Source organism: Sphingomonas sp. (assembly GCF_039595165.1).
GTDB lineage: Bacteria > Pseudomonadota > Alphaproteobacteria > Sphingomonadales > Sphingomonadaceae > Sphingomonas.
In genome coordinates this window covers 1-19,047 of the sequence record NZ_JBCNMA010000057.1, presented here as the reverse complement: position 1 = coordinate 19,047, position 19,047 = coordinate 1, and the positions used below count along the sequence as shown (strand labels likewise).

General features: G+C 68.6%; 19 protein-coding genes. 9 read left to right on the top strand and 10 right to left on the bottom strand.

Translation table 11 applies throughout. The features are described 5' to 3' along the window. The 3 genes from ABDV68_RS11225 to ABDV68_RS11215 form a co-directional block, all read right to left on the bottom strand. On the bottom strand, window positions 1–1,243 hold a 1,243-nt coding region (locus tag ABDV68_RS11225), incomplete at its 3' end, for a dihydrolipoamide acetyltransferase family protein (protein WP_343520023.1). Window positions 1,244–1,248: 5 nt separating this feature from the next. Then, on the bottom strand, window positions 1,249–2,253 hold the full coding sequence (locus ABDV68_RS11220; RefSeq protein WP_343520025.1) for an alpha-ketoacid dehydrogenase subunit beta: 1,005 nt from the start codon (window positions 2,251–2,253) through the stop codon (window positions 1,249–1,251). Between the two features lie 181 nt (window positions 2,254–2,434). Further along, on the bottom strand, window positions 2,435–3,721 hold the full coding sequence (locus ABDV68_RS11215; protein ID WP_343520022.1) for a 3-methyl-2-oxobutanoate dehydrogenase (2-methylpropanoyl-transferring) subunit alpha: 1,287 nt from the start codon (window positions 3,719–3,721) through the stop codon (window positions 2,435–2,437). Window positions 3,722–3,948: 227 nt separating this feature from the next. Between ABDV68_RS11215 and ABDV68_RS11210 the strand changes: the two genes are divergently transcribed. Next, a complete protein-coding gene (locus ABDV68_RS11210) occupies window positions 3,949–4,884 on the top strand; it encodes a ribose-phosphate pyrophosphokinase (RefSeq protein WP_343520020.1) in 936 nt (311 codons plus the stop codon). On the opposite strand, the gene ABDV68_RS11205 is transcribed toward ABDV68_RS11210, so the two are convergent. Next, window positions 4,881–5,627 carry a sulfite exporter TauE/SafE family protein gene (locus tag ABDV68_RS11205; RefSeq protein ID WP_343520024.1) on the bottom strand — a complete coding sequence of 249 codons (747 nt, stop codon included), beginning with the start codon at window positions 5,625–5,627 and terminating at the stop codon, window positions 4,881–4,883. The two genes, ABDV68_RS11210 and ABDV68_RS11205, sit on opposite strands and share 4 nt — an antisense overlap. After that, window positions 5,624–6,124 (bottom strand): sterol desaturase family protein, encoded by a 501-nt coding sequence (locus ABDV68_RS11200; protein ID WP_343520019.1) that lies wholly within the window; start codon window positions 6,122–6,124, stop codon window positions 5,624–5,626. Before ABDV68_RS11200 ends, ABDV68_RS11205 begins: the two co-directional genes overlap by 4 nt. Window positions 6,125–6,146: 22 nt before the next feature. Between ABDV68_RS11200 and ABDV68_RS11195 the strand changes: the two genes are divergently transcribed. The 4 genes from ABDV68_RS11195 (at window position 6,147) to ABDV68_RS11180 (ending at window position 9,661) form a co-directional block, all read left to right on the top strand. Then, entirely contained in the window at window positions 6,147–6,446 is a 300-nt protein-coding gene (locus ABDV68_RS11195) for a hypothetical protein (protein WP_343520018.1), read from the top strand. Between the two features lie 153 nt (window positions 6,447–6,599). Then, entirely contained in the window at window positions 6,600–7,799 is a 1,200-nt protein-coding gene (gene sucC, locus ABDV68_RS11190; protein WP_343520017.1) for an ADP-forming succinate--CoA ligase subunit beta, read from the top strand. A gap of 186 nt (window positions 7,800–7,985) precedes the next feature. Next, window positions 7,986–8,735 (top strand): electron transfer flavoprotein subunit beta/FixA family protein, encoded by a 750-nt coding sequence (locus tag ABDV68_RS11185; RefSeq protein ID WP_343520016.1) that lies wholly within the window; start codon window positions 7,986–7,988, stop codon window positions 8,733–8,735. Next, window positions 8,732–9,661, top strand: coding sequence for an electron transfer flavoprotein subunit alpha/FixB family protein (locus ABDV68_RS11180; RefSeq protein WP_343520015.1), 930 nt, complete (start codon window positions 8,732–8,734; stop codon window positions 9,659–9,661). The genes ABDV68_RS11185 and ABDV68_RS11180 overlap by 4 nt, the downstream gene beginning before the upstream one ends. Before the next feature lie 34 nt (window positions 9,662–9,695). Here the strand turns inward: ABDV68_RS11180 and ABDV68_RS11175 are convergent, their stop codons facing one another. The 3 genes from ABDV68_RS11175 to nhaA form a co-directional block, all read right to left on the bottom strand. Further along, the gene (locus ABDV68_RS11175) at window positions 9,696–10,094 is read right to left on the bottom strand and encodes a DUF2147 domain-containing protein (protein WP_343520014.1); all 399 of its coding nucleotides are present in this window, start codon (window positions 10,092–10,094) and stop codon (window positions 9,696–9,698) included. A gap of 225 nt (window positions 10,095–10,319) precedes the next feature. Then, window positions 10,320–11,585, bottom strand: coding sequence for an anti-sigma factor (locus ABDV68_RS11170; RefSeq protein WP_343520013.1), 1,266 nt, complete (start codon window positions 11,583–11,585; stop codon window positions 10,320–10,322). A 6-nt stretch (window positions 11,586–11,591) separates the two neighbouring features. Next, the gene (gene nhaA, locus ABDV68_RS11165; protein WP_343520012.1) at window positions 11,592–12,794 is read right to left on the bottom strand and encodes a Na+/H+ antiporter NhaA; all 1,203 of its coding nucleotides are present in this window, start codon (window positions 12,792–12,794) and stop codon (window positions 11,592–11,594) included. A gap of 73 nt (window positions 12,795–12,867) precedes the next feature. Between nhaA and ABDV68_RS11160 the strand changes: the two genes are divergently transcribed. Then, the gene (locus tag ABDV68_RS11160) at window positions 12,868–14,346 is read left to right on the top strand and encodes a DUF389 domain-containing protein (protein WP_343520011.1); all 1,479 of its coding nucleotides are present in this window, start codon (window positions 12,868–12,870) and stop codon (window positions 14,344–14,346) included. On the opposite strand, the gene ABDV68_RS11155 is transcribed toward ABDV68_RS11160, so the two are convergent. Further along, on the bottom strand, window positions 14,343–15,917 hold the full coding sequence (locus ABDV68_RS11155) for a lysine--tRNA ligase (RefSeq protein ID WP_343520010.1): 1,575 nt from the start codon (window positions 15,915–15,917) through the stop codon (window positions 14,343–14,345). The two genes, ABDV68_RS11160 and ABDV68_RS11155, sit on opposite strands and share 4 nt — an antisense overlap. Before the next feature lie 180 nt (window positions 15,918–16,097). Between ABDV68_RS11155 and ABDV68_RS11150 the strand changes: the two genes are divergently transcribed. After that, a complete protein-coding gene (locus ABDV68_RS11150) occupies window positions 16,098–16,346 on the top strand; it encodes a FeoA family protein (protein ID WP_343520008.1) in 249 nt (82 codons plus the stop codon). Next, entirely contained in the window at window positions 16,343–18,190 is a 1,848-nt protein-coding gene (locus ABDV68_RS11145) for a ferrous iron transporter B (protein ID WP_343520007.1), read from the top strand. The genes ABDV68_RS11150 and ABDV68_RS11145 overlap by 4 nt, the downstream gene beginning before the upstream one ends. A 174-nt stretch (window positions 18,191–18,364) precedes the next feature. On the opposite strand, the gene ABDV68_RS11140 is transcribed toward ABDV68_RS11145, so the two are convergent. Continuing rightward, complete coding sequence (locus ABDV68_RS11140) at window positions 18,365–18,538, bottom strand: DUF4169 family protein (RefSeq protein WP_343520006.1); 174 nt, start codon at window positions 18,536–18,538, stop codon at window positions 18,365–18,367. Between the two features lie 38 nt (window positions 18,539–18,576). Here ABDV68_RS11140 and ssb point away from each other — a divergent pair. Next, on the top strand, window positions 18,577–19,047 hold a 471-nt coding region (gene ssb / locus ABDV68_RS11135; protein ID WP_343520005.1), incomplete at its 3' end, for a single-stranded DNA-binding protein.

The window sequence follows — 19,047 nt, the reverse complement described above, 5'->3', positions numbered from 1 at the left end:
CGACGACGCGGTGGTCGCAGCTGATCGACAGGTTCATCAGCTTCGCCCGCACGATCTCGTCACCCTGGAACACCGGACGCTCGACGATCTTGTTGGGGCCGATGATCGCCACCTCGGGCTTGTTGATCACCGGCGTCGTCGCGATGCCGCCGAGCGGGCCCAATGAGGTGACGGTGATCGTCGAGCCGCTGAGCTCCTCGACCTTCGCCTTGCCGGTGCGCGCGGCCTCGGCGAGGCGGGTGATCTCGGCGGCGAGCTGCCACACGTTCATGTCCTGCGCGTCGCGGATCACCGGGACCATCAGGCCCGCGTCGGTCTGAGTCGCCATGCCCATGTGCACGCGGCCGTGGCGCGTCACCACGCCGGCCTCATCGTCGTAGCGCGCGTTGAGCATCGGAAAGTCGGGCAGGGTGCGGCAGATCGCGGCGATCACGAACGGCAACATGGTCAGCTTGGGCCGCGTGCCGCGATTGGCGTTCAAGTCCGCGCGCATCTCCTCGAGCGCGGTCACGTCGATCTCGTCGACATAGGTGAAGTGCGGGATGGCGCGCTTCGAGGCGGCCATGTTCTCCGCGATCTTGCGGCGCATGCCGATGACCTTGACCGGTACGTCGTCGCGGGCGCGGCTGGCGTGGGGCGCGTGATAGCCCTGCCCGCTGCCGTAGCGCAGGAAGGCGTCGAGATCGGCGTGGCGGATACGGTCGCCCTCGGCCTTCACTTGGCTGAGGTCGACGCCGAGCGCCCTGGCGCGCTGACGCACGGCGGGCGAGGCGAGGACGTGGCGGTGTGAAGGCGCCGGCTGCGCCTCATCCCCGTTTGCCCTGAGCTTGTCGAAGGGCTGTTCTTCGCTCCGTGCCTGTGAAGGAGGCGGTGCTTCGACAGGCTCAGCACGAACGGGTTCAGGGGTTTCAACGACTTCCTCGACCCCCGGCGTCTCCGCCTCGATCTGTTCCTCGACTTCCCCGGAGACCGGCGCGGCCTCGGGCGCCTCGGCCACGTCGCCCTCGGTCTCGACCACCATCAGCGCCGAACCGATCGCGACCTGGTCCCCGACTTCGCCGGCCAGCTCGATAACGATTCCCGCCACCGGCGATTCCATCTCGACGGTCGCCTTGTCGGTCATCATGTCGGCGACGGGCATGTCCTCCTCGACGCGGTCGCCGATCTTGACGTGCCAGGCGACGATCTCGGCCTCGGCGATGCCTTCGCCGATATCGGGGAGACGGAAGGTGAAGCGTGCCATGCGGGTCAGTCCTTCAGGATCTTCTTGAGCGCCTGTCCGATGCGGACCGGCCCGGGGAAATACGCCCATTCGAGGCTGTGCGGGTACGGCGTGTCGAAGCCGGTGACGCGCTCGACCGGTGCCTCGAGGTGATAGAAGCAGCGCTCCTGCACCAGGCTCGCCAGCTCGGCGCCGAAGCCGCTGGTCCGCGTCGCCTCGTGCACCACCATGCAGCGCCCGGTCTTCTTGACCGATTCCTCGATCGTCGCGATGTCGAGCGGCACCAGCGTGCGCAGGTCGATGATCTCGGCGTCCACGCCCATTTCCTCGACCGTCGCCTGCACGACATGCACCATCGTGCCGTAAGCGAGCACCGTCAGCGCCTCGCCCGGCCGCACGATCGCCGCCTTGCCCAGGTCGATGCGGTAATAGCCCTCCGGCACCTCGCCGCCCGGATGCTTCGACCAATTCTCCGCCGGGCGGTCCCAATGACCGTTGAACGGGCCGTTGTAGATGCGCTTGGGCTCGAAGAAGATGACCGGGTCATTGTCCTCGATCGAGGCGATGAGCAGGCCCTTGGCGTCGTACGGGGTCGAGGGGATCACGGTCTTCACGCCCGAGACATGGGTGAAGATGCCCTCGGGCGACTGGGAGTGGGTCTGCCCGCCGAAGATGCCGCCGCCGAACGGCGAGCGAACCGTCAGCGGCGCGGTGAACTGGCCGGCCGAGCGATAGCGCAGCCGCGCCGCCTCGCTCACCAGCTGGTCGAGCGCGGGATAGATATAGTCGGCGAACTGGATCTCGGGCACCGGGCGCAGGCCATAGGCGCCCATGCCGATCGCCACGCCGACGATGCCGCATTCGGTGATCGGCGTGTCGAACACGCGAGTCTTGCCGAACTTGGCCTGCAGCCCCGCGGTGGCGCGGAACACGCCGCCGAAATAGCCGACATCCTCGCCCATCACGATGACGTCGGGATCGCGCGCCATCATCACGTCGAGCGCGGAGTTGATCGCCTGGATCATGTTCATGCGGGTGTTGGCGCCCGCTTCGCCGGCCGGATCCGCAGCCGGGGTTTCAATCATATCGCTCATGCCAAAATCTCCGTCACCCCGGCCCTGAGCCGGGGCCGGGCTGCCTGGGGCGCTTTCGAAGAAGAAGCTTGATCCCGGCTCGAGGCCGGGACGACGGTAAGGGGACTCGCGCGGCGCATTACTTCCGCGCCCATGGCCGGCCGCTCGCCTCTTCCTCGTCGAGCATCATCTGCTGCTGTTCCCTGAGGTGCCACGGCATCTCCTCGAACACCCCGTCGAATAGCGTATCGAGCGGCTGGTGCAGGCCATGGCCGAGGATGCCATTCTTCTCGGCTTCCTTCTGCGCCGCCTTGACCATCTCGGCGAGCTCGCGATCCTGCTCGGCGTGGCGCGCCTCATCCCATTCGCCGAGCGCGATGAGGTGCTGCTTGAGCCGCGCGATCGGGTCGCCCAGCGGCCAGGCGGTCGGCTCGCCCGCGCTGCGATATTGCGTCGGATCGTCCGAGGTAGAGTGCCCCTCGGTGCGATAGGTGAAATGCTCGATCAGCGTCGGGCCCTGGTTGGTCCGCGCGCGCTCCGCCGCCCATTGCGTGGCGGCATAGACCGCCAGCGCATCGTTGCCGTCGATGCGGAGGCCAGCGATGCCATAGCCCAGCGCACGCGCCGCGAAGGTCGTCGCCTCGGCCCCGGCAAAGCCCGAGAAGCTTGAGATCGCCCACTGGTTGTTGACCACGTTGAGGATCACCGGCGCCTTGTACACGGTGGCGAAGGTCAGCGCTGAGTGGAAGTCGCCCTCCGCGGTCGAGCCCTCGCCGCACCAGGTCGCGGCGATGCGCGTGTCGCCCTTGGCCGCGCTCGCCATCGCCCAGCCCACCGCCTGCGGATATTGCGTGGCGAGGTTGCCCGAGATCGAGAAGAAGCCCTTCTCCTTCGACGAGTACATGATCGGGAGCTGCTTGCCCTGCAGCTCGTCGCCCGAGTTCGAATAGATCTGGTTCATCATCTGCACGAGGCTGTAGCCGCGCGCGATCAGCAGGCCCTGCTGGCGATAGCTCGGGAAGCACATGTCGTCGCTGGCCAGCGCATGCGCCGCGGCGATCGCCACCGCCTCCTCGCCGGTGCACTTCATGTAGAAGCTGGTCTTGCCCTGGCGCTGGGCGCGGAACATGCGCTCGTCGAACGCGCGCACCAGCGCCATGTCGCGCAGCATCTTGCGGAGCGTGTCCGCGTCGAGCTTGGGATCCCACGGCCCCACCGCGTTGCCGTCCTCGTCGAGCACGCGCACCAGCGTATAGGCGAGCTCGTGGAAGCTGGCAGGCTGCGCGGCGGTGTCGGGGCGGGGTTGCGCACCGGCGGGCGGCACCGCGACATCGGCGAAGTCGACCGCGTCGCCGGGCCGGAACCGGGGTTCGGGCACATGCAGGCTGAGCGGCGGCAGATTGGGGCGCGCGGCTTCCGCGGTCATGCTCTCTCCAGCGTCAAAAGGGCTCCGTGTCGTTCTGCAACGCACGGAATATGATTTCAGGCCCCTGTTATATTCTTTCAACGTGCGAGTCGAGATGGGACAGTAACACTGTCCTGACTTTCATTGTACCGCGCGATACCGGTCGAGGCGAATCGCCCCCTTTCCCGATCGGCTTGCGCCTCCTAAGGGGAAGGTTTGAAGACAAACGTCGCCGGGGAGCGAGACCTATGAAACTGATGGCCGGCAATTCGAACCTGCCGCTCGCCCAGGCGATCGCTTCCTATCTCGAAATCCCGCTGACCGAAGCCAATGTCCGCCGCTTCGCCGACGAGGAGATCTTTGTCGAGATCCTCGAGAATGTCCGCGGCGAGGACGTGTTCGTGCTCCAGTCGACCAGCTATCCGGCGAACGACAATCTGATGGAGCTGCTGATCATGATCGATGCGCTGCGCCGCGCATCGGCCAAGCGCATCACGGCGGTGCTCCCTTATTTCGGCTATGCCCGCCAGGACCGGAAGCCCGGGCCGCGCACCCCGATCTCGGCCAAGCTGGTCGCCAATCTGATCACCACCGCGGGCGCCAACCGCGTGCTCTCGGCCGATCTCCATGCCGGGCAGATCCAGGGCTTCTTCGACATCCCGACCGACAATCTCTTCGCCGCGCCGGTGATGAGCGAGGACATCAAGGCGCGCTTCTCCGACAAGAACCTGATGGTGGTCTCGCCCGACGTCGGCGGCGTGGTCCGCGCCCGCGCGCTCGCCAAGCGGCTCGAGAATGCGCCGCTCGCGATCGTCGACAAGCGGCGTGAGAAGGCGGGCGAATCGGAGGTGATGAACATCATCGGCGAGGTCTCGGGCCGCTTCTGCATCCTGATCGACGACATCGTCGATTCGGCGGGGACGTTGTGCAACGCCGCCGCCGCGCTCAAGGAAGCGGGAGCGGAGGACGTCGTCGCTTATTGCACCCATGGCGTGCTGTCGGGCGGCGCGGTGGCGCGGGTCGACGGCTCGTCGCTGCGCGAGCTCGTGATCACCGATTCGATCGGCAACCACACCATCATCGCCGACGCGCAGAAGATCCGCCACCTCACCATCGCGCCGCTGATCGCCGAGGCGATCCGCCGCATCGCCGACGAGAGCTCGGTCTCCAGCCTGTTCGACTAGGCGATCGCCTTCCACACCAGCACCGCGCCGACCACGATCATCAGCCAGTAGATCGCGGTATAGAACCGCTCGGGCGAGACGCGCCGCACCAGCCACACGCCGGCGAAGGTCGAAGCCACCGCGACCGGCAGCAACGCCGCCGACGTCAGCAGATTCTCGCGCGTGAACTGGCCGAGCGCGAGATAAGCGGGCACCTTGATCCAGTTGACCAGCGCGAAATAGACCGCGGTGGTGCCGATCAGCATGTCGCGCTCGAGGCGGCGCGGGAGCACCCAGAGCTGCCAGGGCGGTTGCCCGGCATGCGCGATCTGGCTGGTGAAGCCCGAGGCGATGCCGAACAGCGACCCGACCCATCCGGGCGAGGTCGAGGCGGCGGGCGCGCCCAGCCGGTCGCGCCACAGGCGATAGGCGCCGAACAGCATCGAGATGCCGCCGACCATCGCCAGCACCGCATCGGCCGACACGCTCGCCGCATACCCATAGCCGAGCGCGATGCCGATCACCGCGCCCGCCAGCGTCCAGCCGAGCACGAACCCGTCCACCGTCCTGCGGAACGCCCACACCCCGACCACGTCCTGCGCGATCAGCAGCGGCAGCAGGATCGCGGCCGCCTTCACCGGATCGGTGGCGAAGGCGATCATCGGCAGCGACAGCGCGCCGGCGCCCGCGAACCCGCCTTTGGACAGGCCGATCAGCGCCACCGCCGGAATCGCCAGCGCGTAGAAGGCGGGATCGGTGATCAGGAGCGAGCCGGCGCGCGCACCCCGGCATTGCCGCGGGCGTTCAGTTCGGCCTTGAGCCGCTCGGGCGCCGGGGCCCACAGGAAGCCGAAACTCACCGTGCCGTGCCTGGTCTCGACCGCATGATGCAGCCGGTGCGCCTGGACGATGCGCTTCATGTAGCTCGACCGGGGCAGATAGCGGTGGCTGAGCCGCTTGTGCACGATCACATCGTGGAACCCGAAATAGATCGCGCCATAGGCGGCGATCCCCGCGCCGATCCAGGTGAAGCCCGGCCACCAGCCGAGCTGCACCCCGCCGAGCAGCAGCACGATCGAGGGACAAGCGAAGATCACCGCATAGAGGTCGTTGAGCTCGAACATGCCCGTGCGCGGTTCGTGGTGGCTCTTGTGCAGGAACCAGCCCGGTCCGTGCATCACCCAGCGGTGCGCGGCATAGGCCACTCCCTCCATCGCCGCGATGGTGCCGAGGAACAGCGTGATGCCGATTGCCGGGTGCATGGGCGCGATATAGCGACGCGGCATGCGAAGCGCATCCTTTCTCCTTCTTCTCGCCTTGTCGGCCTGCGCCGTGCCTGAAGACCGGCTGCGCACCGGCCTCGTCAACGCCGGGCTGCCGCGCCCGCTGGCGGCGTGCATGGCCGAGCGCATGGTCGACCGGCTCAGCCTCGCGCAGCTGCTGCGCATCGCCGACCTGCCCAGGGCGCGCGAGACCGAGTCGGTCGAGCGCTTCCTGCGCCGCGTCCGCGCGCTGGGAGACCCGGAAATTCTTTCGGTGACCACCAGCTCGGCTGCGCTGTGTGCCACTGGACTGGCCCGTTGAGGCGCTGGAATTGCCCGGTTTCCCGCATCAGGCGGCGATGGGTGGGCGACAGGGGGCGCGACCTGTCACTTTGCTGCGTCTTCGCGATTTGATTCGGCTTCGCCCCTGTGCTTAAGGCGGCGGGATTTTTGCTGCGAACGCGAAGGGCTGCCCATGAACATCCACGAATATCAGGCCAAGGAACTGCTCGCGAAGTTCGGCGCGCCGATCGCCGCCGGCCACGCCGCGTTCACCGTCGACGAGGCGGTCGAGGCAGCAAGCAAGCTCCCCGGGCCGCTCTATGTCGTGAAGTCGCAGATCCATGCCGGCGGCCGCGGCAAGGGCAAGTTCAAGGAGCTCGGCCCCGACGCCAAGGGCGGCGTCCGCCTCGCCTTCAGCCTCGACGAGGTCCGCGCGCACGCCACCGACATGCTCGGCAACACGCTGGTGACGATCCAGACCGGCGAGGCCGGCAAGCAGGTCAACCGCCTCTACATCACCGACGGCGCCGACATCGCCAGGGAATTCTACCTCGCGCTCCTCGTCGACCGCGCGTCGAGCGAGATCGCCTTCGTCGTCTCGACCGAGGGCGGCATGGACATCGAGGAAGTGGCGCATTCGACGCCGGAGAAGATCAAGACCTTCTCGATCGATCCCGCGACCGGCTTCATGCCGCATCACGGCCGCACCGTCGCCGCGGCGCTCGGCCTCACCGGGGAGCAGGGCAAGCAGGCGGCCAAGGTCGCCAAGTCGCTCTACGACGCGTTCCTCGCCACCGACGCCTCGCAGATCGAGATCAACCCGCTCGCGCTGACCGAGCAGGGCAACCTCCTCGTGCTCGACGCCAAGGTCGGCTTCGATTCGAACGCGATGTTCCGTCACAAGGACCTGATGGAGCTGCGCGACGAGAGCGAGGAGGACCCCGCCGAGCTCGAGGCGTCGAAATACGACCTCGCCTATATCAAGCTCGACGGCGACATCGGCTGCATGGTCAACGGCGCCGGCCTGGCGATGGCCACCATGGACATCATCAAGCTCAACGGCATGTTCCCGGCCAACTTCCTCGACGTCGGCGGCGGCGCCTCGAAGGAGAAGGTGACCGCGGCGTTCAAGATCATCCTCGCCGATCCGGCGGTGAAGGGCATCCTCGTCAACATCTTCGGCGGGATCATGAAGTGCGACATCATCGCCGAGGGTATCGTCGCCGCGGCGAAGGAAGTGAACCTGTCGGTTCCGCTCGTCGTCCGGCTCGAGGGCACCAATGTCGAGGAGGGCAAGGCCATCCTCGCCAATTCGGGCCTCGCCATCGTCCCGGCCAACGACCTGGGCGATGCGGCGCGCAAGATCGTCGCGGAGGTCAAGCAGGCTGCTTGATCGCCCGGCATTCGAAGCCCATTGAAAGGGGGTTCGGGGCGGTCGCCACCCCGGCCCCCTTTTGCGTTTGTGCAATGACGTTACGGCAATCGACGATTCCATACCGGACTTGCGAAAACGGCTTTAATTGACCAAGGAAACTGCAGACTCGAAACTGCAAAAACGACGCGATAAGCGGAGGACGCGATGAAAGTGCTGGTGCCGGTCAAGCGTGTGCTTGACTATAATGTGAAGCCGCGGGTGAAGGCGGATGGGACGGGGGTCGACCTCGCCAACGTCAAGATGAGCATGAACCCGTTCGACGAGATCGCCGTGGAAGAGGCGATCCGCCTCAAGGAAAAGGGCGTGGCGACCGAGATCGTCGTGGTCTCGATCGGCGAGGCCAAGGCGCAGGAGACGCTGCGCACGGCGCTGGCGATGGGCGCGGACCGCGCGATCCTGATCCAGTCCGACGGCCTGGTCGAGCCGCTCGGCGTCGCCAAGCTGCTGGCCAAGGTCGCCGAGGCGGAGCAGCCCGGCCTCGTCATCCTCGGCAAGCAGGCGATCGACGACGACAACAACCAGACCGGCCAGATGCTCGGCGCGTTGCTCGGCTGGGGCCAGGGCACCTTCGCCAGCAAGGTCGAGGTCGCCGGCGACAGCGTCGACGTGACGCGCGAGGTCGATGGCGGGCTCGAGACGGTCAAGCTCAAGCTGCCGGCGATCGTCACCACCGACCTTCGCCTCAACGAGCCGCGCTACGCCTCGCTGCCCAACATCATGAAGGCCAAGTCGAAGCCGCTCGAACAGAAGACCCCGGCCGATTACGGCGTCGATACGGCCCCGCGCCTGACCGTCGTCAGCGTCGCCGAGCCGCCCAAGCGGACCGCGGGCGTCAAGGTTGCGGATGTGGATGAGCTTGTCGGCAAGCTCAAGGCGCTGGGAGTCGCGAAATGAGCGTTTTGGTCTGGGTCGAACACGACAATGCGTCGGTCAAGGACGCGACGCTCGCCGCCGTCACCGCGGCGGGCAAGCTCGGCGATGTCGTCGCGCTGGTCGCGGGGCAGGGTGCGCGGGGTGCGGCGGACGCCGCGGCGAAGATCGCCGGCGTGTCCAAGGTGCTGCTCGCCGATGACGCCGCCTATGGCCATGCCCTGGCGGAGAATGTCGCGCCGCTGATCGCCGAGCTGATGTCCGGCTATGACGCGTTCGTCGCGCCCGCCACCACCACCGGCAAGAACATCGCGCCGCGCGTCGCCGCGCTGCTCGACGTGATGCAGGTCTCCGAAGTGCTCTCGGTCGAGAGCGCCGACACCTTCACCCGCCCGATCTATGCCGGCAACGCGATCGCCACGGTCAAGTCGTCGGACGCCAAGAAGGTGCTCACCGTGCGCGGCACCGCGTTCGAGAAGGCCGCGGCCGAAGGCGGTAGCGCCTCGGTCGAGGCCGTCTCGGGCAAGGGCGATGCCGGCATCTCGAGCTTCGTCGGCGCCGAGATCGCCAGGTCGGAGCGTCCGGAGCTCACCAGCGCCAAGGTGATCGTCTCGGGGGGCCGCGCATTGGGCTCGTCGGAGCAGTTCCACGGCCTGATCGATCCGCTCGCCGACAAGCTCGGCGCCGCGGTCGGGGCATCCCGCGCGGCGGTCGATGCGGGCTATGCCCCCAACGACTATCAGGTCGGCCAGACCGGCAAGATCGTCGCCCCCGAAGTCTATGTCGCGATCGGCATCTCGGGCGCGATCCAGCATCTCGCCGGCATGAAGGACAGCAAGACGATCATCGCGATCAACAAGGACGAGGACGCCCCGATCTTCCAGGTTGCCGACATCGGCCTGGTCGGCGACCTGTTCAAGATCGTGCCCGAGCTGACCGAGAAGCTCTGAACGACGTGGCGGGGCGGCCGCGCGCCGCCCCGTCCTACTGCCGGATCCGCGTCCAGATCTGCGACTTGCAGCCGATCCGCCCGACCAGGCAGCCCTTGCCCTCGATCCGGTTGGGGTCGAGCACGCTGACCGTGCCCGAGAAGGTCTTGTTGATGTCGGGCACGAACACCCGCCCGCGCCACACGCCGGGCTTCTCCTGACGGAAATCGCGGAACAGCCGCGCCCCGATCAGCTGTTTAGTGCCGCCGCGCGCCGCATCGGCCTTGGCCTTGTCGTTCGCCCACACCACCACCCCGCACATCCGCTGGCCGCACGGCTCGGCGCGGACATGCACGGAGTTGGAGGGGTTGCGCCACACGCCGAAGGACTGGTCGCGGGCCGCGGCCGGGCCAGCGGCCGGCAGCAAGGCGAGCGATAAGGCGATGATCCGCATGGCGGCGATGCTCCCGTCAATCGCCGCCAGTCTATGCAGGCAGCGCGCAAGGGGCAATCGTTCGGCGGAAGCTCCAAAAGGTAAGGCCCGCCATTCTCATGGCGGGCCTTCCTTGACGATCCGTCCCTAGTGAGAGGTTCGGTTCGTCGAAGTGCTCTTTCTCATCGATCAAGCTGGTGAACAACGCGTCCCTTCCGCGATTGGTTCCATCCGTCCGAAAATTTTTCACACCAGCACGAAACGCGCCGAGGCCACCACCCGCCCGACCGGTTCGGAGCGGCGCGCCTGATCGGCCGGCGCCACGGTCACCATCACCGTCGCGCCGTCGTGCAGCATTGCCTCGATCTGGCGCGGCAGGGCGAAGCGCGCCACGCCGTTGCTCGACAGCCGGCCGAGGAAGAAGGGGGTGCCGTTGGCGCCGAGCAGCCACAGATCGGCGGCCCCGGCGGCGGGGTCGAAGCGCCGCATGCGCACGCGCAGCGCGTTGCCGCGGGGATCGTAGCGGATCGCGATATCCGGGCGTTGGTCCGGCCCCGCGGCCTGCGCGACCAGCACCGGCGCATCACCGGGCGGGCGCGGCGTCAGTCCCCCAAAGGCGAAGGTGAAGATCGCGATCGTCACCAACGCGCCGGCAAGCGCGGCGGCGAGTCCGATCGCGGTGGTCCGGGCGATCGGCCAGCGCACCTGCCGCCGCCGCAGCCGCCGCGGCGAATCGGCTTCGCGCAGCTCGATCAGCGCATCGATCCGTGCCCAGAGCTCGCTGGGCGGATCGATCGCCGGCAGGGCCTCGAGCACCGGCGCCAGCTGCTGCTGCCAGGCCTCGACCTCGGCCGCGAAGGCGGGGTTGGCGAGCTGCATGCGCAGCGCCTGCGCGCGCCGCTCGCCCTCGACCGCGCCCAGCGCCAGCTCGCGCGCGAGCGGCGGCTCGCTCGAGGCGTCGAGATCGAACTCGCTCGCCAGCGCGGCCAGGCCGTCGCGCATGTGCCGCGCCGCCGTCTCCTGGTTCATCAGCCCGGCCTGCGCGATCTCGGCTTCGCTCGCGCCGGTCAGCATCGCCGCGCGGATCGCGGCCTGCGCGTCGAACGGGAGCGCGCGCAGCTGGTAGTGGAGCAGCGCGGCGGTGTTGCCCCAGGCGATCGGCGCCTCGCCGGTCAGCAGCGTCTCGTCCGACAGCACCATCTCGGCAGCGGCCACCGCCGACGCGCCGGGCACGCGGCGGCGCCACTCGACCGCGGCGTTGCGCGCGACCGCGGCGAGCCAGGCACGCGCCTCGCCCGCAGCCGGATCGAAGCGCGGCGCGCGGTCCCAGACACGCAAATACACGCCTTCGGTAAGCTGCGCCGCGGCGATGGGGTCGCGCGCGATCGACTCGACGATGCCGTAGAGGACCGGCGCAGTGGCTTCGTAGAGCACCGCCATCGCCTGGCGATTGCCACTGGCGACCGCTCCGAGCAGCCCGGCAAGGTCCGGTGCGGTAGGGGCACCACGCACCGGGCGCTAGCCCCGACGCACGCGCGGGGCGAAGCGGAGCACGAGGAACCCCGCCACCGCCGACAGCAGCGACCCGGCGAGCACGCCGATCTTGACTTCGTCGACCAGCGCCTCGTTGCCGGGGAAGGCGAGGCCGCCGATGAACAGCGACATGGTGAAGCCGATCCCCGCCAGCATCGCCACGCCATAGATCTGCGCCCAGCTCGCCCCGCCCGGCCGCGGCGCGAAGCCGGTGCGGTCGGCGATCCAGATGCTCCCGAAAATGCCGAGCTGCTTGCCGAGGAACAGCCCGGCGGCGATGCCCAGCGGCAGCGGCGCGAGCAGGATCGCGGGCGACATGCCGGCAAGGCTCACCCCGGCGTTGGCGAAGCCGAACAGCGGAACGATGGCATAGGCGACCCACGGCGCCAGCGCGTGCTCGAGCCGGTGAAGCGGCGATTCGACGTCGTCGGGCGCGCCGGGCGATTTGGTGATCGGGATCATCATCGCCGCCGCGACGCCGGCGATCGTCGCATGAACGCCCGACAGGAACACGCAATACCACAGCGCCGCCGCCAGGACGAGAAACGGCCACAGCCGCTTCACCCCCACCTTGTTGAGAAGGTACATCGCGCCGAGCACCAGCCCGGCCAGCGCCAGCCACAGGCCGCTGATGCTGGCGGTATAGGCGACCGCGATGATCGCCACCGCGCCCATGTCGTCGACGATCGCCACAGTCGTCAGGAACAGCTTGAGCGACGCCGGCGCGCGCTTGCCGAGCAGCGCCAGCACCCCGATGGCGAAGGCGATGTCGGTCGCGGCGGGGACCGCCCAGCCGGCCGCCAGCTCGCCGCCCCCCGCGATCGCGAGATAGACCGCCGCCGGCGCCGCCATCCCCGCCGCCGCGGCGACGACCGGCAGCCGCCGCGCCGACCAGCTCGACAATTCGCCGTCGACGAACTCGCGCTTGATCTCGAGCCCGACGAGCAGGAAGAACACCGCCATCAGCGCGTCGTTGATCCACAGATGCACCGTCATCGGCCCGTATTTGGGGCTGATCACCGGTCCGGTCTCCAGGTGGAGCAGGTGGAAATAGTCCGCGGACAGCCCGGGCAGGTTGGCGACGAGCATCGCCAGCGCCGCGGCGCCGATCAGGATGATCCCGCCCGCCGCCTCGCTCTGCATGAACGCCCTGAGCGCCGAAGACGCGCGTCGCCTCGCCCCTGCCACAACTTCCTCCCGGTTCGTGAAGTCCTTGCCTAACCGCTGGAACGTGGGGCGCAAACCCCTTAAGCCGCCGGGCATGGACAGCATCGTACGCACGCCGCGAAACCCGCTGCTGGCATGGTGGCGCGGCCACGTCGTAGCCTCGATCGATCACGGCAAAGTGCTGGAGAAGGTACGCGGCGAGGCGGCGTGGAACGGCCGCTACGTCTTCATGGTGCTGATGTCGGCGGGCATCGCCGTGCTCGGCCTGCTGCTCTCCTCGCCCGCGGTGGTGATCGGCGCGATGCTGATCTCACCGCTGATGGGGCCGATCATCGGCCTCGGCTTCGGCCTCGCCACCTTCGACTGGGACGAGATCCGCCGCTCGGGGCTCGCGCTCGCGCTCGGCACGGTCATCGCGGTGCTGTTCACCGCGCTGCTCGTGCTCGCGTCGCCACTGCAGAACGTCACGTCGGAGATCGCGGCGCGAACCCGCCCCAACCTGTTCGACCTGCTCGTCGCCCTCTTCTCCGCGCTCGCCGGCGCCTATGCGATGATCCGCGGGCGCGAGGGGACGGTGGTGGGCGTCGCCATCGCCACCGCGCTGATGCCGCCGCTCGCCGTCGTCGGCTTCGGGCTCGCCACCTGGAACGGCACCGTGTTCGGCGGCGCGCTGCTGCTGTTCCTGACCAACCTCATCACCATCGCCGTCTCGGCGGCGGTGATCGCGCGGCTTTACGGCTTCGGCTCGCACCTCTCCCCGCAGCAGACCATGCTGCAGACCGTGCTCGTGCTCGCCGCGCTGGTCGCCTTCGCCATCCCGCTCGGGCTCGCGCTGCGGCAGATCGCCTGGGAAGCCGCCGCCTCGCGCCAGGCGCGTGAGGTGATCGCCAGCCAGTTCGATGGCGCGGTGCGATTGAGCCAGCTCGACCTCGATTATGCGCAAGACCCGTTGCGCATCAGCGCGACCGTCATGACGCGCCAGCTGCGCCCGCAAGCCGAGCGCGCCGCCGCCGCGACGCTCGAACGGCTGCTCGGCCGTGAGGTCGAGGTGTCGCTCGAGCAGGTTCGCGTCGGCACCGGCGCCCAGGCCGAGGCGGCGCAGGTCGCCGCCGCGCAGAACTCGCGCGCGGCGGCCGCCGACCGGATGGCGACTCACGCTGCCGAGCAGCTCGCGCTGGTCGCCGGCGTCACGCCGGATGCCGTGCTGATCGATCGCGATGCGCGCCGCGCCGTGGCGACCGCCGCGCCGCTGCCGGACGCCGGGATCGGCGTCTATCGCGCCCTCGAGGCGCGGGTCGCGGCGAGCGCGCAGGACTGGACGATCACGCTCACGCCGCCCGCGGCAGCATTGCCAAACGTGGCGATGCGCGACGGCAAGCCCGATCCCGATGCGCTCGCCGCAGCGATCTGGGGCGCGCAACGGCTCAACCTGCCGATCGGCGCGTCAGGGCCCGGTGCCGAAGCGATCGTCGAAGCGCTGCGGGCCGCCGGCGTCGGCGCGCGCGCCGTGCCGGGTAACGGTGCCGACGGCGCGGCGCGGCTGCGCTGGCTCGCGCCGGGTGCGCAGGACTAGCCGGCCTTGGCCAGCGCCTCGGCGATCAGCTTGCGGCTGTTCCCGATCCCGTAGAGCGCGATGAAGCTGCCCATGCGCGGCCCCTGGCTCGATCCCAGCAGCGTCTCGTACAGCGCCCTGAACCAGTCGCGCAGCTCGGCGAAGCCGGCCGTCTTGCCGATCTCGTAGACGATGTTCTGGATGTCCTCGGCCCTGGCGTCCGCGGGGAGCGCGGCGAGCTCGTCGTCGAGCCGCTGCAGCGCCGCGACCTCGACCCCCTCGGGCGCGCGGCGCACCGGCTTCTCGGCGACGTCGCGGACATAGGCGATGGCATAGTCGATCAGCGCGTCGAGCGCCGGCCACGCCGCGGGCGTCGCATCGGGCACATAGTTCGCGAGATAGCCCCAGACCTGCTCCTTGGTCGCCTCGCCCATCACCCCGACCAGGTTGAGCAGCAGCCCGAACGTCACCGGCAGCGTCTCCGCCGGGGGCGGGCCGTTATGGATATGGTGCACCGGGTTGCCGAGCTGCTGCTCGACCGGCTGGTTCGGGTAGTTGGCGCGGAACTGCCAGTAATCGTCGACCGCGCGCGGGATCAGGCCCAGGTGCAGCGACTTGGCCTTCTTGGGCTCGCGATAGATGTAGAAGGCGAGGCTCTCGTCGGGGCCATAGGTCAGCCACTCCTCGATCGACAGGCCGTTGCCCTTGGTCTTGGAGATCTTCTCGCCCTTGGCGTCGAGGAACAGCTCGTAGTTGAACCCCTCGGGCGGGCGGGCGCCGAGCGCGCGCGCGATCTTCGAGCTCTGCTCGACCGAGCTGATCAGGTCCTTGCCCGACATCTCGTAGTCGACGCCGAGCGCGACCCAGCGCATCGCCCAGTCGACCTTCCATTGCAGCTTGGCCTGCCCGCCGAAGATCGTCTGCTCGATCCGCTCGCCCTCGTCCATGAACGCGATCATGCCGGTCTCGGCGTCGATCACCTCGACCGGCACCTGCAGCACCACCCCGCTCTTGGGGCTGACCGGGAGCACCGGCGAATAGGTCGCCTGCCGCTCCGCCCCCAGGGTCGGCAGCATGATGTCCATGATCTTGCGATAGTTGCGCAGGATCGCGCGCAGCGTGTCGTCGAACCGGCCCGAGGCGTAGCAGTCGGTCGAGGAGAGGAACTCGTACTCGAACCCGAACCGGTCGAGGAATTCGCGCAGCATCGCGTTGTTGTGATGCGCGAAGCTCTCATACTTGCCGAACGGATCGGGCACGCGCGTCAGCGGATGGCCGATATAGCGCGCCAGCATGTCGCCATTGGGGACGTTGTCGGGCACCTTGCGCAGCCCGTCCATGTCGTCGCTGAACGCGACCAAGCGGGTCGGCTGGTCCGAAAGTTCCTCGAACGCGCGGCGCACCATCGTCGTGCGCAGTACCTCGTTGAAGGTGCCGATATGCGGCAGCCCCGACGGGCCGTAGCCGGTCTCGAACAGCACGGGCTCGCCGCCCGGCTTCCCCTCCGGATAGCGCTTGAGCAGCTTGCGCGCTTCCTCATAGGGCCAGGCCTTGGAGACGAGGGCGGCGTCGCGGAGTGCGGGATCGGTCATGATGGGGTGCCGGTGCGCGATCGGTGCCGTTTTTGCAACCATACAATCCTCCCACGCCAGGAGGAGGTGGCGGGCGCAGCCTGACGGAGGAGGGAGGATGGCGATGTCTTCGAACGCCAGTCAGGTCGGGCTTCTAAAGCCGCTGGCTTTTCGTTGCCGCAGTTGATAATCGCTCGCATTATGAGTCTCTCGCTGGCGCGCGCGGCGCGCAACGTCCCTGCCACGGTTGCATCGGTCGATTGGAGTTCGCTCGCCCCGTCCGAGGCGCGCCGCCTGCGCGAGTTCGGGCTCGACGAGGGCGTCGAGGTCGAGCTGGTGCGCCCCGGCGGCTGGGCGGGCGGCCCGGCAGCGGTGCGTATCGGGCGGATGACGGTGGCGCTGCGCCGGCATGTGGCGGAGGCGATCCGGATCGCCGTCCCCGCCGAATGAACCAGTCCCCGCTCGTCGCCCTGGTCGGCAATCCCAATGCCGGAAAGACCGCATTGTTCAACGCGCTCACCGGCGCGCGGCAGAAGGTCGGCAACTATCCCGGGGTCACGGTCGAGCGGCATGCCGGGCGCATGGCGCTCGACGACGGGCGGCCGGTCGAGCTGGTCGACTTGCCCGGCACCTACAGCCTCGATCCATCGAGCCCCGACGAGCAGGTGACGCGCGACGTCGTGCTCGGCAAGCAGGACGGCGAACGGCTGCCCGATGCGCTGATGGTGGTCGCCGACGCGTCGAACCTCGAGAATCACCTGCGCTTCGTGCTCCAGCTGCGTGAGCTCAGGCGACCGATGGTGGTCGCGCTCAACATGATCGACATGGCGACGCGGGACGGGTTGACGATCGACACCGCCGCGCTGTCGGCCGAGCTCGGCGTGCCGGTGGTGACGACGGTGGCGGTGCGCAAGCGCGGGCTCGACGATCTGCGCGCGGCGCTCGGCGACGCGCTGCTCGGCACGCGGCGCGAGGTGCCGGCGGTGCCCGATGCCGACATCACGCATTTCCAGCGCGAGGCACGCCGCATCGCCCGCGTCGCGATCACCGATCAGCCGCGCGGCCGCGCCTTCACCCGCGCCGTCGATGCCGTCGCGCTGCACCCGGTCGCCGGGCCGCTGATCCTGCTCGCCGTGCTGTTCGTCATGTTCCAGGCGGTCTATGCCTGGTCGGAGGCGCCGATCGGCTGGATCGAGGGGCTGCAGGCCTGGCTCGCCGAGAGCGCCACCGCCGGCCTGCCCGAAAGCTTCCTGCGCAACCTGCTGGTCGAGGGCATCATCAACGGCGTCGGCTCGGTCGTCGTGTTCCTGCCGCAGATCCTGATCCTGTTCTTCTTCATCCTGCTGCTCGAGGCGTCGGGCTATATGGTCCGCGCCGCCTTCCTGATGGATCGGCTGATGGCCGGGGTCGGGCTTTCGGGCCGCGCGTTCATCCCGTTGCTCTCGTCCTTCGCCTGCGCGATTCCCGGGATCATGGCGACGCGCTCGATCGACGATCCCAAGGAGCGGCTGACCACGATCCTGATCGCGCCGATGATGACCTGCTCGGCGCGGCTGCCGGTCTATGCCGTGATCATCGGCGCGTTCATCCCGGCGACCAGCGTCGGCTGGGGGATCGGGCTGCAGGGGCTGGTGCTGCTCGGCCTCTATCTCTTCGGCATCGTCGGCGCGGTCGCCGCGGCGTTCGTGCTCCGCCTCACCGCCACAAAGGGACGTACCGGCGGCTTCATGATGGAGCTGCCGCGCTACCAGCTGCCCTCGGTCCGCGACCTGCTGATCGGCTTGTGGCAGCGCGCCTATGTGTTCCTGCGCCGTGCCGGCACGATCATCATGGGCGTCACCATCGCCTTGTGGCTGCTCGCCTCCTATCCGGTCGCGCCCGAAGGGCAGAAGCAGAGCGAATATTCGATCGCCGGCCGAATCGCCTCGGGGCTCGAGGTCGTGCTGCGGCCGATCGGCTTCAACCACGAGATGAGCCTCGCGGTGATCCCGGCGATGGCGGCGCGCGAGGTCGCGGTGTCGGCGCTGCAGACCGTCTATGCGATCGATGCCGAGGACGAGGAGGCCGGCGCGCAGGCGCTGGGCAGCCAGCTCTCGACGCGCTGGTCGCTGCCCACCGCGCTCGCCTTCCTCGCCTGGTTCGTGTTCGCGCCGCAGTGCCTGTCGACCATCGCGGTCGCCCGGCGCGAGACCAATGGCTGGAAATGGCCGGTGGTGATGATCGTCTACCTGTTCGCGCTGGCCTATGCCGCGGCGGGCATCACCTTCTGGAGCGCCACGGCGCTGGGACTCTGACTCATCCCCTGCGAGGCGGGGCGGATTGCGCTTTCCTACATCGGCATTTTCTGCTTTTGTTCCCGGATGCTCCGCGCGACTCGCCCGCTATGTCTCGACTGCCCCGGGCGGGGCGGCGCCGAATCGGCGCGATAGTGTCAACTGAGTGTATACTTCCGCGCGCGGCGGCGGCGTTCAGTCCAGCTTCGACTGGTCCAGCGCCGCGTCGATCCGGGCGCGTTCGGCGTCGTCGCGCGCCTTCTCGGCCCTGGTCCGGCCGAAGCTGGCGCGGTTCTCCACAGCCTTTGCGGCTTGGGCCGCCCTGGCTTTGGCCTTGCGGGCCTTGTTCAGGTTGATGATCTCGGCCATTCCTGCGGCCACACTATCGATTTCAAGGCGGAGTTTCCATGGCGGGCAGCGTCAACAAGGTGATCCTGGTCGGCAATCTCGGGCGTGATCCCGAAAGCCGGTCCTTCTCGAACGGCGGCAAGGTGGTCGAACTGCGCGTCGCCACCAGCGAGACGTGGAAGGATCGCAATTCGGGCGAGCGCAAGGAGCGCACCGAATGGCATACGGTGAAGCTCTTCTCCGAAGGCCTCGCCAATGTCGCCGAGCGCTATCTGCGCAAGGGTTCGAAAGTCTATCTCGAGGGCCAGTTGCAGACCCGCAAGTGGCAGGATCAGTCGGGCGCCGACCGCTATTCGACCGAGATCGTGCTGCAGGGCTTCGACGCCAAGCTGGTGATGCTCGACGGACCCGGCGGCGGCCAGGGCGGCGGTGGCGGCGGTGGCCGCGACGACTGGGGCGGCGGCAATGATGACTTCGCCGGCCAGTCGAGCAGCCGCGGCGGCGGCGGTGGCGGCTTCGGCGGCGGTTCG

Bases quoted from the DNA above. Each gene is read 5' to 3' on its own strand.
- ABDV68_RS11220 (WP_343520025.1), bottom strand. From the start codon at position 2,253: ATGAACATGATCCAGGCGATCAACTCCGCGCTCGACGTGATGATGGCG.
- ABDV68_RS11215 (WP_343520022.1), bottom strand. From the start codon at position 3,721: ATGACCGCGGAAGCCGCGCGCCCCAATCTGCCGCCGCTCAGCCTGCAT.
- ABDV68_RS11210 (WP_343520020.1), top strand. From the start codon at position 3,949: ATGAAACTGATGGCCGGCAATTCGAACCTGCCGCTCGCCCAGGCGATC.
- ABDV68_RS11200 (WP_343520019.1), bottom strand. From the start codon at position 6,124: ATGCACCCGGCAATCGGCATCACGCTGTTCCTCGGCACCATCGCGGCG.
- ABDV68_RS11195 (WP_343520018.1), top strand. From the start codon at position 6,147: ATGCGAAGCGCATCCTTTCTCCTTCTTCTCGCCTTGTCGGCCTGCGCC.
- sucC (WP_343520017.1), top strand. From the start codon at position 6,600: ATGAACATCCACGAATATCAGGCCAAGGAACTGCTCGCGAAGTTCGGC.
- ABDV68_RS11185 (WP_343520016.1), top strand. From the start codon at position 7,986: ATGAAAGTGCTGGTGCCGGTCAAGCGTGTGCTTGACTATAATGTGAAG.
- ABDV68_RS11180 (WP_343520015.1), top strand. From the start codon at position 8,732: ATGAGCGTTTTGGTCTGGGTCGAACACGACAATGCGTCGGTCAAGGAC.
- ABDV68_RS11175 (WP_343520014.1), bottom strand. From the start codon at position 10,094: ATGCGGATCATCGCCTTATCGCTCGCCTTGCTGCCGGCCGCTGGCCCG.
- ABDV68_RS11160 (WP_343520011.1), top strand. From the start codon at position 12,868: ATGGACAGCATCGTACGCACGCCGCGAAACCCGCTGCTGGCATGGTGG.
- ABDV68_RS11155 (WP_343520010.1), bottom strand. From the start codon at position 15,917: ATGACCGATCCCGCACTCCGCGACGCCGCCCTCGTCTCCAAGGCCTGG.
- ABDV68_RS11150 (WP_343520008.1), top strand. From the start codon at position 16,098: ATGAGTCTCTCGCTGGCGCGCGCGGCGCGCAACGTCCCTGCCACGGTT.
- ABDV68_RS11145 (WP_343520007.1), top strand. From the start codon at position 16,343: ATGAACCAGTCCCCGCTCGTCGCCCTGGTCGGCAATCCCAATGCCGGA.
- ABDV68_RS11140 (WP_343520006.1), bottom strand. From the start codon at position 18,538: ATGGCCGAGATCATCAACCTGAACAAGGCCCGCAAGGCCAAAGCCAGG.